The sequence below is a fragment of the Corynebacterium sp. HMSC075D04 genome, from assembly GCF_001815635.1.
In the GTDB taxonomy this organism is placed as follows: Bacteria; Actinomycetota; Actinomycetes; order Mycobacteriales; family Mycobacteriaceae; genus Corynebacterium; species Corynebacterium coyleae.
The window spans coordinates 6,111-20,516 of sequence record NZ_KV821351.1; the positions used below are offsets into that span (position 1 = coordinate 6,111).

General features: G+C 57.5%; 4 protein-coding genes. All 4 read left to right on the forward strand.

Annotated elements, in window-relative coordinates; all coding sequences use genetic code 11:
- The first annotated feature begins 713 nt into the window (after positions 1-713).
- Positions 714-5,948 (forward strand): YPDG domain-containing protein, encoded by a 5,235-nt coding sequence (locus HMPREF3048_RS07145; RefSeq protein WP_070771722.1) that lies wholly within the window; start codon positions 714-716, stop codon positions 5,946-5,948.
- Positions 5,949-6,188: 240 nt separating this feature from the next.
- Positions 6,189-6,983 carry a hypothetical protein gene (locus HMPREF3048_RS07150; RefSeq protein ID WP_070771723.1) on the forward strand — a complete coding sequence of 265 codons (795 nt, stop codon included), beginning with the start codon at positions 6,189-6,191 and terminating at the stop codon, positions 6,981-6,983.
- 482 nt (positions 6,984-7,465) lie between these two features.
- The gene (locus HMPREF3048_RS07155; RefSeq protein ID WP_070771724.1) at positions 7,466-13,486 is read left to right on the forward strand and encodes a YPDG domain-containing protein; all 6,021 of its coding nucleotides are present in this window, start codon (positions 7,466-7,468) and stop codon (positions 13,484-13,486) included.
- A gap of 255 nt (positions 13,487-13,741) precedes the next feature.
- The coding region (locus HMPREF3048_RS07160) for a hypothetical protein (protein WP_070771725.1) at positions 13,742-14,406 on the forward strand (665 nt) is incomplete at its 3' end.

Sequence of the window (14,406 nt, forward strand, 5' to 3'; positions counted from 1 at the left end):
TGATCGCCGCTGGCATCCTCGCCGGCACGATCATTTACGACAACTGCTCGCCCAACGGCGGCTCGTCCCTGAAGAACCTCGAACTCAAAGGTTCTTCCGGCAACACCTACGCTGGCTCTTCTAAGGAGACCACGGCTCCGGAGAAGAAGTAGGTTCTAGCTACTAGTTAGCGCGTTGTTGCCCCGTACCCCCGTTGTTGGGATACGGGGCAACTGTCGTTGGGGCATTTTGCTTATCGACGACCCCACCACTCCGAATCACCCCCTAAAGTAGGCACTTCTGCTTTTCTAAGAAAATCTCACCTTCACCCCGTTTTTCACGGATCTTCTCGGTGTTAGTGGATCGGGAGGCCAAGTACCGTGCCTGGGGGGGGGGAAATCGTCACCCAAAAACGCAGGGCAGATAGGCATTTGCGGTGGTTGGGGATGCATCTCGATATTGCACGTTTCCAAGATGTATCTATTTTGACAGGTCAACAATTTTTGACGACGTGGGCAAACGCTGTCCAGCGAAAAATGGAAAAAGACACTGCCGGGTTGGAAGAACCTGAGAAATCTTCTACGCGGTTGTGGGCAGACGTAATGATCATTGCGGGCTGTTGTCAACTTCTTTACCCTTGCCTATGTCGGCCCTGTATGGCATGTGTCCGAAAAGCGTCACAACAGGCAGGGCTTGTCTAACCGAAATTGTCATTTTCGAGGAAGGAATTTTCGGTGAAGAAGAATTACATTGCTCGTCGTCGTGGCACGTCGGTTGCTGCGGCTGCGTTGTCGTTTGCGTTGGTTGCACCGTTGGCGCAGCCGGTTGCGTTTGCGCAGGAGAAGCCAGCGTCGGTTCAGACCACTGAAACGGCCATTGAATCTGAAGGTTTGGCGAATGCGCCGTTTACCATCTCGGGTTCTGTGCGTGAGGTATTTGCGCAGGCTGCAACGAACTCTGGCTTGGCTGATTACTCCAAGCCAATTCAGGGGGCTAAGGTTTACGCGCAGTGGAAAGAGGGAAACAAAAACGTTCGTTTCTCACCGATCTACACTGCGACGACCAATGAGCAGGGCGCTTATGCAATCGAGATGAAGCCGTTCTTTGACGAGCTGAATCGTATGCGCGTTTTTGAGGCAGCCGTAACTACTGGTTCGGCTGGTCTGAAGGACATTGCCGGTAACCCACGTCTTGATGGTTGGCGGGAGAAGATCCGCGTATGGGTTGAGCTACCCGATGGCCAGAAAGAAGAACTGCGTCTGATGGATCAGTACGCAAGTGCTTGGGCCCCGGCACAAGCAGCGGCAGATGCCAACCACATGGTGTCGTGGAACAGCAACTACAGCGTTTCGAACCTCGATATCAACTACATCCGCAATAGCGACTACAAGCTTACTCAGCCGCGTGAAGATTGGGCTGTTTCTGGCGAAGGTGACAATGTCGGCAACGGTCTGAATGGTTCCGTCGGTGGTGTTGTTTTCTGGAACTCCGCAGTTCCTAATGGTGCGCTGGACAGGGAGTCCGGCACTATTCTGGGTGGCGGTGCCATTCAGGGTGAGCAGCGTGACCTTGTTCTTGGGGGACAGGAGATTGTTGGCTCGTATCTGAGTGATGAGGCAATCCTCGCTATCGAAGAGTACGTAAAGCAGAACTTTGGTGGCAAGGATCTTCGTGGTCGTGACTGGACGATTGCCGATGAGACGAAGATGCAGGAGTGGATCAGCGAGCAAATTCAGGGTGACCACCCCGAGTGGATTGCAGAGACTGTAACCACCACTACCAATGAAAAGGGCGAGTACAAGCTCTACTTCAAGGGTATCTACGGTAATGCTCGTGATCGTCAGGGTACTGTTCCTGATGATAAATTCCACCAACTCGCAAAATCCTGGTCTGAGGGTTCCTGGGCCAACCTCAACTCCAAATCCAAGCACATCAACATGGACTGGATGTACGTCGGTCCGGTGGATCTGCCAAACAACATTGGCGTGCAATCTGGTTGGCAGTTCCAGCGTTGGATGAATGGTATTGATCCGGCAACTTGGTCCGGCGGTAAGAATGTTGCTGTTGGTAAGTCTGAGGATAGGCTGCAGGACTACCAACGTGGCATGAACATCATTCTGAGCCCGGCGCCGCTGGAATTCGATGTGGTCAACTATGATTCGCAGCTGAATACGGCTGCAGCAGGTGACACCGCAGTCACTAAGGCAACCGGCATGCTCACGCATGACAACTTGAAGTACGACATTATCTGGACTGACCCTGCGGGCAATGTTGTTGCTGAGCACAAGGATCTGCCGGTAGATAACTACTCGCTGCCGTCTGCTGACTTCACCGTTCCGGAGGATCTTGCGGAAACCACCACGTACACCGCTACCCTGTGGGCGGAGGACGGCACCGGTAACCGCACTCCGCTCGCTTCGGATGCCTTCACTGCTGCGGTCAATAAGTCCCTGCCAATCGGATCCGTTGGGGAAGAGTACAAGCAGGGTGAAGAAGCGGTATCGGTTGCACCGGAACCGGCAGACGGTGTGACCTACAAGAATTTCCGAGCAGAGGGTCTCCCTGAGGGGATGGAGATTAACCCGGAGACTGGAGTTATCTTTGGTACGCCAAAGAAGCCGGGTGACTACAAGGTAGTTGTCATCAACGAGGCAGAACTTACCGTTGGCGACACCTCTGTGACGACGGTTGAGAACTCCAAGTCCTACGACCTGCAGGTTACGGATACGCCACTTGCGGACGGCGTCGTTGGTAAGCCCTATGACCAGGATGTGAAGCCGCAGGGCCTTCCGAAGGGCGCAGTGGCTGAGAACATTAAGGTTGAGGGTTTGCCTGCAGGCCTCGACTTTGATGCTAAGAATGGCAAGATCATCGGCACCCCGACTGCCGTTACCCCGGAAGGTGACAACGCGCCTTCGCAGGAGAACCCGAATGTGACGGTAACCTACGATATCGTCATCCCTGCTGCTGAAGAAGGCCAGGAGCCTACGGTTGTTGAGGCTGCTCACGTTGACCGTGTCCCGTTGAAGGTGACGAAGACGAAGCAGGCGGAAGAGCTCGAACCATCTTACGAAGACAAGCTCGTTACTCCGGAGAAGCCTGCAACCTCGGAGCCGACTTTCAAGGACGAAGATGGTAACAAGGTCGAAGTACCTGGAGATGCCGAATTCTCGATCCCGAAGGACTTCAAGGCTCCTGAGGGCTACGAAGTTGATATCGATCCGAAGACCGGTGTTGTGACCGTCACGGTTAAGAAGGATGAGAATGGCAAGCCTCAGCTAAATAAGGACACTGAGGAAGAGTTCGATGTCCCTGTGAACGTGAAATACTCGGACGGCTCCAAGGACAACACGAAGGCCAACTTCAAGCTCGACACTGACGGTGACGGTGTGCCTGACAAGGAAGACACCGACGATGACGGTGACGGCGTCCCGGACGCTGAAGAGAAGGGCAAGGGCTCCAACCCGAAGGACAAGGGCTCGATTCCAGCAACGCCGCTAGAGCCGGGTAACCCCACCAATGCCGCAACCTTCCATCCGGAGTACAAGCCCGAGCTGGTTGTTCCGGGTAAGGAAACCAAGTCTTCCCCGACCTTCACTGATAAGGATGGTAAGGACGCCAAGGCTCCTAAGGGTTCGACGTTCAAGATCACTGATGGTTTCACTGCTCCTGAGGGCTACGTCGTTGAGATCGATCCGAACAACGGTGAGATCACGGTGACATTCCCGGATGGCTCCAAGCTGAACAAGGACACCAAGGAAGAGTTCGATGTTCCTGTCACGGTGACCTACCCGGATGAGACCACCGATGAGGTGAAGGCGAACTTCAAGCTGGATACCGATGGCGACGGTAAGCCTGACATCGAGGACGAGGATGACGATAACGACGGCATCCCGGATAAGGAAGACAGCAATCCGAAGGTTCCGAACGCGAACGATCACTTTGAGCCTGGTTACGAGGATGGTTCTGGTAAGCCGGGTGAGGATGTGACGGTTCCTGCTCCTGAGTTCAAGGACAAGGACGGTAACCCGACCGAGGCTCCGGATGGTACGAAGTTCACCCCGGGTGAGAACGCACCTGACGGTGTGAAGGTCGATGAGAACACCGGTGAGATCACTGTTCCGGTGCCGGAAGATGCGACCCCGGGTGCCAAGATCACTGTTCCGGTTGAGGTGACTTACCCGGATGGTTCGAAGGACAACGTCGATGTGACCGTCACGGTTGACGACCCGGACGCTAAGGACAAGGACGCTGACTCCTTCGAGCCTGGTTACGAGGATGGTTCTGGTAAGCCGGGTGAGGATGTGACGGTTCCTGCTCCTGAGTTCAAGGACAAGGACGGTAACCCGACCGAGGCTCCGGATGGTACGAAGTTCACCCCGGGTGAGAACGCACCTGACGGTGTGAAGGTCGATGAGAACACCGGTGAGATCACTGTTCCGGTGCCGGAAGATGCGACCCCGGGTGCCAAGATCACTGTTCCGGTTGAGGTGACTTACCCGGATGGTTCGAAGGACAACGTCGACGTGACCGTCACGGTTGACGACCCGGACGCTAAGGTCACGGAGACCAACACCACGGTTCCGGCTAACAACGAGCCGCACACCGTGGGCAAGGTTGAGAACCCGACTGGTGATGAGACCGGCAAGCTCGTCGATAAGGACGGCAATAAGATTCCGGGCTCCAATGTCGAGATCGACAAGAAGACTGGCGAGATCAAGGTCACGGTGCCGGAGGGTACTGACCCACAGGATGCCAAGGTCATCGTCTCCAAGGGCGAAGACGAAAACGCCGAAAAGATCGGTAGGATCGATGTGAAGATCGTTGATCCGAACTACGGTGAGCCTACGAAGGTTGAGGCTGGTAAGAAGGAGTCTTCGAAGAATCCGTTTGGTGAAAACGGTAAGGCTCCGGAGGGCACCGAGGCCACCGGTACCCCGTCCGACGGCTCCGATGACTGGACGTTTACCACCGATCCGAAGACTGGCGTTGTTGAAGCGCAGTCTCCGTCTTACGAGAAGGTCGGCGAGAAGATCGCTGAGAAGCTGCCGGAGATCCAGAAGCAGGAGAAGGGCAAGCGTTGGGATGAGTTCGTGAAGATCTTCACCCCGTTCGCGAAGCCTTCTGTTGATGTCGAGTTCACCTACCCGAATGATTCGAAGGACAACGCAACCGCTGACTTCGACCTGGTCGGCAAGGACGGCAAGTCCCTGCTGGATCCGGACGGCGACTTCGACGGTGACGGTAAGACGAACCGTGAAGAGATCGAGGGTGGCACCAACCCGGCTGGCGTCGACGAGGGCGACAAGACCAAGGACGAGACCGCTCCGAAGGTCAACCCGATCAAGCCGGGTGACAAGGAAATCTCCGGTACGGGCGACCGTCCGGGCGAGGACATTAAGGTCACGCTCCCGAACGGTAAGGTCGTTGAGACCACGACCGATAAGGACGGCAAGTGGAAGATCGAGGTTCCGTCTGACGTCGAGCTGAAGCCGGGCGACAAGATCCTCGCTGAAGATGGCGACAAGAACAAGACCGACGCAACCGTCGGTATCGACACTGCCAAGTGTGTTGCTACCTCCGTCGGTTTCGGTCTGCCGCTGATCGCGCTGCTCCCGATCGGTCTGGCTACCCAGTTGGAGATCCCGGGTCTGTCCGACTTCGCTGCTCAGGCGAATGCTCAGATCCAGAACTTCAACACCCAGATCCAGCAGCAGATGGGTATCTTCAACCCGCAGGTCGCTTCCCAGGTGGATGCAATCAACGCGAAGCTGGGCCAGTACGGCACCGACCTCGCAACGGTTGCAGGTGGTCTGGCGCTGATCGCCGCTGGCATCCTCGCCGGCACGATCATCTACGACAACTGCTCCCCGAACGGTGGTGGCTCTTCCGTGAAGGACCTGGAGCTGAAGGGTTCTTCCGGCAAGACCTACGCTGGTTCCTCCAAGGAGGAGAAGCCGACGAAGTAGTTACGTCTTGAGCCTCTCGTAGGCTGAAGACAAGCGCTAGCAATCGCCCCGCTCACCACATGGTGGGCGGGGCGATTAGCTTTCTAAACCTAGTTTTCTGTAGTCGACACCAACCCGAATTGCATCAACACCAACGAGGTGGGGCTCGGGGCGAGAGTTACTTCGTCGCTAAGGGCACTGCTGAAGCATTACCCGGCCGGGCAGCAGACGGGCGATTGCATCCCTGGGCACAAGTTTGCGATGGATTCCGGCACGCACCTTTATACGCCCTACCCGGCTAATCTTTCCGGCACCAACTGCTTCGTGGGCAAGTCCGTCATTCCTGCGGATTGGGACAATCTGACGTTGCGCTCTAGCCACATTGGCAAGGCTGCCGGCATCATCGGCCTGCCGAATAAGAAGCCCGAACTAGTGCACGAGGACATCAGCGCCTACGAACTCGCAATACTCGCTGCGGCTGAGCACAACCATGAAGCAGGGCTTTCGCTTAACCGCGACGCCGGCAACGGCATTGCCCTCAACCACCCCAACAACGCGTTGAACGTCCGTGTGGAAAACCAGGGTTTTGACGCGCACACCTTCAAGGTGGAGGCACGCTGGGGCAACGGGCAGACCGTCGGGAAATCAATCGATCTTGCTGGCATCCTGAACGAGGAAAACCTCGCCGCTAACCTTGCGGTCCCGCTCAACGACCTCTCCGGCGTCAGCGGCGCCAAGACTCCAATTGAGGTGACGGTACGCAACCAGGCCAACAAGGCCGTCTCAACGAGACCTTCCAGATCACGGTGCTGGACTACACCGAAGCCTGCGCCGAAGCCGACCGTCACGGTGACCCCGCGCCCGAAGCCAGCGCTCGCACCGGTGACTGAGACCCGCGGCCCGGCGGAAACCAAGGCGTCGGTGGACAACGAGTCCGACGGATCCTCTGCAAACGGTGGCGTCATCGCCGCAGTTGTGTTGGTAATCCTCGGCGCACTGACCGCCTTGTTCGGTTGGTGGTACAAGAACGGAGAGCAGTTCAAGCTGCCGTTCTAGCGCTTGGCAGACCCTTGAAGCGACATGCGCCCGTGGTGGGAAACCCCGCTGCGGGCGCTTTTCGTGTTGGACGGATGACTAGAAATACGTCACTATATACCCCCGTTGTGGGGTAGGGCTAAAATGCTTACGTTTTTCTCACCATAAAAACGGCACGTCGCCAAATCAAACCCCTAAAAGTCTTTATCTTTAGTGAATCTACTGGACGCGCGTCCATGGAGCCTAATATGCGTGCCTGTGCGTGCACTTAGGTTGCCCTTAGGTATTTTTGGACACTGGTATATAACTACTGGCCAGGGGTTTTATGGTCAAGTGTTATCTAATGACGGTTAAAGACTGACAGCTGTCCTTAATGTCTGAAAAGCATTGCCGCCTCCTGTCATTTTCTTTACGGTAGACCGCATAGGCCCTGCCTGAAGTGTGCTCAATTCGCTTGTCGGGGTCGTAGAACTCTGACGTTAAGACTTTTTGGAGGGAATTCAGTGAAGAAAAGTCACATTGCACGCCGTCGTGGCACATCCGTAGCCGCGGCCGCGCTGTCTTTCGCCCTCGTTGCGCCGTTTGCGCAGCCTGTGGCAGCACCGCATACCGCTGCAGCAGCATTTGCTGCAGAAGCCGGTGAGTTCGTAGATGAAAACGCGGACATGTTGGGTGATGCCAATAGCACCCACAACCAGAACCCGCAGGGTGATGGCTGGAACCCGGATCCGCAGAAGATCGACGGCACCGCTTGGCGCCACGTCTACTGGGGTAACGGCGGTAAGGCTGGTGCAACCCAGCCGGTGCGCCAAGACGATGGCTCCTACAACGTTGATGCCATCGCCTCTGGCCAGACCACCACGCTGTCTCACCTGTCCGCTATCGCTGGCGCAGGTAAGGACGTCGTCTCTGGTCGCGCCATGATTGCCACCCCGCGTCCGGGTGCACAGCTGACCGCGACCTACTCCGGCATGGAGCCGCTTGCGGATGAGATCAACGTCTACTTCCAGTGGATGGACTCTGACGGTGCAGTCTCCCCGGTGTACTCCGCGAAGACCAGCAACGATTTCGGTGGCCGTTACGCGTTTGCTGTCCCGGAGTGGATTGACGCGAAGGGCAAGAAGCACCGCTTCCGTGCTCAGTTCAACCAGCGCTACCAGGTGTGGGCAGACCCGGCGAACGACCCGGAGACCGGCAATGAGCTGATCCCGCTGCGTCAGGCTCCGGGCATGGCCCCGGGCGCATTCGGCCGCGGCTCCGGTGAAGCTCTGGGTGAGTTCCCAGGCAGCGCCGGCACGAACGGTAACGTCCAGCGCACCGGTGTGTGGATGTACGAGCGTCCGTACGCTCAGGATGATTCGGCGAACAACTTCATGAAGGTCGGTGGCGAAGCCTACGACATTCAGGATGAGAACCGTCCGCAGAACGACCCGAACAACCACAAGGCCCAGCTGATTCACGACACGCTCGGTCGCATCGACAAACCGACGACCCACCGTGATCCGAACTTCAAGCGCACGGTTTCGGGCAAGGTCTGGCTGGAAAACGGTAATGAGAGCCAGCTGTTCACCGGTGCTGGTTCGGCTGGCAACGACCCAGCTCGCGGCGAGGCGGGCTACAAGGTCTTCGCTACCGCGCTGACGGCAGATGGTGCCCAGGAGTACGACTCCTTCATTGAGGGACTCCAGTACTTCGAGCGCGCAGATGCCACGAAGAAGTGGGTTGAAGACCACCCGCAGTACGTCGCGGGCACCGTATTCGGTGAGCCGAACGAGGATGGCGAGTACACCCTGCGCTTCCCGGATGATGTCTTCGGCTCCAACGCATACACGGGCGCTGCTATGGACCAGTTCCAGAAGCACCTCTACATGTGGGTTGAGGACAAGGACGGCGTTGTCGTTCCGGGTTACTCCACCTGGACGCAGCCGGTGTTCCAGGACCCGCGCTACAACCTGCAGTGGTCCCCGACTGTGGACCCATCGCACAACAACGCGTTCCGTTACAGCCGTTTCAACAACGTGAACTTCGCGTTGGTGGCTGCAAACGATGCCAAGATCAACATCACCAACTACGACAACACCGCTAACCCGGCTCGTCGTGGCGATGTTGCTCAGGCTGAGCTCAAGGGCAAGATGCCGGTTGGTGCCACCGTTGAGTGGCGCAACTCCTCCGGCAAGGTGCTGAAGAAGTGTGGCGTCATCGAGACCGCTTCTGACATGCAGGGTTGCGAGACCTTCGAGGTTCCGAAGGATGCTACTGACGGCGAGTTCTTCTATGTCGCACTGACCAACGGTGAGGGCGCTCGTGACATTTCGGTTGACTCCTTCATCGTTGTCGTCGAAAAGCCGCAGTGGGATGACGTTGCTTCCATCCCGTCTGAGGATCCGGTGACGTTGCCGAACATCGGCACGCAGGATGCCCCGCGTAAGCCGAGCTACACCGTGACCGAGTTCGTCCCGAAGAAGGACAAGGACGGCGGCCTGGTCAAGGACAAGGACGGCAACCAGGTCTACGAAGAGCGCCAGCTCGACGAGAGCGAGTACAAGATCACGCTCGACGAGAAGAACCTGGACATGACGTTCGATCCGGAGTTCAAGCCGGAAGACGGCTCCCGCTACAAGATCGATGTTCGCGGCGAGTACCCGAAGATCGATCCGGAAACCAAGCAGCCGGTCTACGAGCTCGACGAGAACGGTGAGCCGAAGCGCGACGAAAACGGTGAGCCGATTCCGGTGTACGAAGATGAGTACATCGACGATGCGACGGTGACCTACCGTGGCTTCTCCACGCTCTACGAGCCGGAGTACCCGACCACCTACTACAAGTTCCCGAAGAGCGGCAGCTGGAAGAGCGCCGACATCGACGTTCAGTTCACCGACGAAGACGGCAACGAGGTTCGCCTCCGCGACATGCCGTTGAAGCCGAAGGGTGAAGCATTCATCGTTGACCCGAAGGATCTTCCGGAAGGCTGGAAGGACGTCGAGGGTCGTCGCAATGTGAAGAACCCGGGCGATTTCAGCATTGACCGTGGTGTCAACGACCGAAACCGTGGCCAGATCACGTTCATCCCGTGGGATAACAACGGTGAGAAGAACTACGAGCAGGTTCTGCGTGACCAGGGTGCTGTGAAGATCCCGGTGAAGGTCGTTTACGAGGACGACTCTGTCGACGAGGTCATTGCCACGATCATCTACCAGGTCGACGAGACTGACGTTTACGACGTGAAGTACGGCGAGGTCCCAGCTGTCCCGGGTGAAGAAACCCAGCTCACCCCGGAGCTGAAGCACAAGGACGGCAGCCGCCTCGGCACGATCGACGGCGCGAAGTACACCATTCCGACCGAGCTGCCTGAGGATGCCTCCGACGAGGACAAGGCTGCCTGGGACGAGTTCCAAAAGGCACTCGAGCAGGGCTACGAGGTCGAGGTCGACGAGAACACCGGTGTGATGACGGTGAAGGCTCCGAAGGAGCTGGACGAGAACACCGTTGAGAAGTTCACCGTGCCAGTCACCGTGACCTACAAGGACGGCTCCTCCGAGCCGGCTGAGCCTGCAACCGTGCTGCTCGACTCTGACAACGACGGCACCCCGGACGTCGACGACAACGACGACGACGGCGACGGTGTCCCGGACGATCAGGAGAAGAAGGACGGCACCAACCCGAAGGATCCGGGTAGCTACAAGCAGTCCTCCGTCTACGAGCCGAAGTACGACGAGACTTCCCAGAAGCCGGGCCAGAAGGTAGAGATCGATCCGACCTTTACCAAGAAGGACAACGACGGCAAGGACTCCGAGACTTCGGCACCAGAGGGCACTAAGTACACCCTGGGTAAGGACGCTCCGGAGGGCGTTGAGATTGACGAGGAGACCGGCAAGGTCACCGTCACCGTTCCAAAGGACGCTGACAAGGGCGACGAGATCACCGTCCCTGTCGTTGTGACCTACCCGGACGGCTCCAAGGACAACGTCGATGCGGTCGTGACCGTCTCCGACAAGGACAGCGACGTCCACGACCCGACCTACGGCGACGGCACCACCGTCAAGCAGGGTGAGAAGAAGACCATCCCTGCGCCGACGGACACCGACGGTAAGCCACTTCCGGAGGGCACCGAGTTCACCAAGGGCGAGAACGGTCCGGACTGGGCAACTGTTGATCCGGAGACCGGTGAGATCACCGTGACCCCGGGCACCGACGTCGAGCCGGGCGAGTACACCGTTCCGGTCGAGGTCACCTACCCGGACGGCTCCAAGGACACCGTTGATGTCAAGGTCAAGGTTAAAAAGAACCCGACCACTGTCGACGACTCCAACGTGAACACCGTCGAGCCGAACGACGAGCAGCAGGACACCGGTATCAAGGTCACCAACCCGGATGACGAGACCAAGGTCACGGCCAAGGATGAGGACGGCAATGACGTCCCGGTTGAGATCGATGAGAACGGCAACGTTGTTGTCACCCCGGGTGAAGACGTTGATGGCCCGATCGACGTGACTATCACCGATCCTGATCTGCCGGATGGCGAGGTCAAGGTTGAGGTTCCGGTCGACGGCCACGAGAAGGGCAAGGACGACAACGGTTCCGACAAGACCACCGTTGATAGCTCCAACGTCACTCCGGTTGATCCGACCAACGATCCGCAGGACACCGGTATCAAGGTCACCAACCCGGATGACGACACCAAGGTCACTGCTAAGGATGAGGACGGCAACGACGTCCCGGCTGAGATCGACGAGGACGGCAACGTCATCGTCACCCCGGGTGAGAACGTTGATGGCCCGATCGACGTGACCATCACCGATCCTGACCTGCCTGGCGGCAAGGCCGAGATCGAGGTTCCGGTCAACGGCCACGAGAAGAACCAGGACGACAACGGTTCCGACGCTTCCGACGACAAGACCACCGTCGACGAGACTGGCAAGACCCCAGTTGATCCGACGGATGAGAAGCAGGGCACTGGCGTCATCGTCGAGAATGAAGACGACGAGACCAAGGTCACCGCGAAGGATGAAGACGGCAAGGATATTCCTGTCGTAATCAATCCGGAGACTGGTGAAGTTGAGGTCACCCCGGGTGAGGACGTCGACGGTCCGATCAACGTGACCATCGAAGACCCAGACCTGCCTAACAGCAAGGTCGAGGTCGAGATCGACGTCAACGGCCACGAGAAGAACCGCGACGACAACGGTTCGGATCCTGCCAACGAGGACGGCACCAAGGTTGATGGTTCCAACATCACCCCGGTGGACCCGACCGACGAGCAGCAGGACACCGGCATCAAGGTCACCAACCCGGACAATGACACCAAGGTCACGGCCAAGGACGAGGACGGCAACGACGTCCCGGTAGAGATCGACGAGAACGGCAACGTTGTCGTCACCCCGGGCAAGAACGTTGACGGACCGATCACGGTGACCATCGAAGACCCAGACCTGCCGAACAGCAAGGCTGAGTTCGAGGTTCCGGTCAACGGCCACGAGAAGGGCCGCGACGACAACGGTTCCGACGCCTCCGGCAAGACCACGGTTGATCAGAACGACAAGAAGTCTGTCGATCCGACGGATGAGAAGCAGGGCACCGGTGTCAAGGTGACCAACCCGGACAATGACACCAAGGTCTCCGCGAAGGATGAGGACGGCAAGGACGTCCCTGTCGAAATCGATCCGAACACCGGCGAGATCGTTGTCACCCCGGGCAAGGATGTTGATGGTCCGATCACGGTAACCATCGAGGATCCGGACCTGGACGGCGGCAAGACCGAGGTCGAAATCGACGTCAACGGCCACAAGAAGGGTCGCGACGACAACGGTTCCGGCGCGTCCGACGACAAGACCACTGTCTCCCCGGGCAAGAGCACGGTCACGCCGAACGGCAAGGGCCAGAACGTTGGCAAGGTTGATCAGGGTAACTCTGACAAGAAGGGTGAACTGACGGGTGAGCTCGTCGATAAGGATGGCAACCTGATCAAGGGCGCCAAGGTCACCATTGACAAGGATGGCAACATCATTGTCTCCGTCCCGAAGGGCACCCCGGCCGGCGAGGCTTGGGTCGTCGTTAAGGAAGACGGCAAGGAGATCCACCGCTTCAAGATCCAGATCGGTGAAACCATCGACACCGGCAAGTGTGTCGCAACCTCTGTCGGGTTCGGTCTGCCGCTGATCGCACTGCTGCCGCTTGGTCTGGCAACCCAGATCGAGATCCCGGGTCTGTCCGATTTCGCCGCACAGGCGAACGCACAGATCCAGAACGCCAACACGCAGCTGCAGCAGCAGCTGGGCATCTTCAACCCGCAGCTCGCTGCACAGGTTGAGGGTCTGAACAAGCAGCTGGGGCAGTACGGCACCGACATTGCGACGGTCGCCGGTGGTCTGGCTCTGATCGCCGCTGGCATCCTCGCCGGCACGATCATCTACGACAACTGCACCCCAGGTGGTGGCTCTTCCGTGAAGGACCTGGAACTGAAGGGTTCTTCCGGCAAGACCTACGCCGGCTCTTCCAAGGAGGAGAAGGCACAGCCGAAGAAGTAATTCGGTAGCCCAACGCCTTCAATGAAGGCGCCTTCCTCGAAACGCCGTTGCCCCGCTCACCAACCCGGTGGGCGGGGCAACGGCGTTTGGTGCTGTGATTGTCCTTACTTTAATTAAGCGGGTGTCCGATTGGTCGTGTATCGCAAGGCAACTGAGCGAGCTAGGAAATGACAGAAAAGCGTGACATTGGACAACTTGCACTGCCTGTAGGCTATCTAGCCAATAAATCTAGAAGTAAGATAACAAGGATGTCCCGTGGAGAAACGTGCCCTCGAGGCTGCCTACAGAAACCTCAATGAGGATCATTACGTCCTCTATGTGGATGAAACATATAACCGGCCAGAAGAAAACCTCGGCCGTTCCTTTTATTTGATTTGCGGGGTCCTAATTAGTGCCAGGTTCTTGGATGCCACTCGAGAGGACATACGTGAGATTGTTGATGGAGGATACTGGCACACTACGGAAGCATTGCAGAGTGCCGAGGGGCGGCAAAAGGCTGAGGGGCTGCTCACATACTGCAATGATGTCGGCGACCAACATATTTTTGCCTACAAAAAGGACTTGACTCAAATAGGTGAGGAAAATGAGGTGTCGGTTGCTCAAGCGCGTGATGATTGCTTAAAGGCGTTGTTAGTAGCCGTCCAGCAGAATTACCCTGGAACCCGGCTTGTCGTGATGGAAAAACGACAAAGGCACACGGAGAATGATGCTGACCGTCGTCTGATAAAACACTTACGCTCTGTCGGTGCAATATCGCGCTATACGCAGGTTCTTCATGAATCGCCCAAGGAAGAACATCTGCTGTGGCTCCCCGACCTTTCGGCCATGGCCCTCCGGCGTTCAAAAACGCACCATGACCGGACCGGGCTTTATTTCAAGCTTTATCGGGTTAAGCGACAAAATGTGTGTCCGGAATCGTT

What these genes read in the sequence shown, in the direction of transcription:
- HMPREF3048_RS07150 (WP_070771723.1), top strand. Translation starts at nt 6,189, where the DNA reads ATGGATTCCGGCACGCACCTTTATACGCCCTACCCGGCTAATCTTTCC.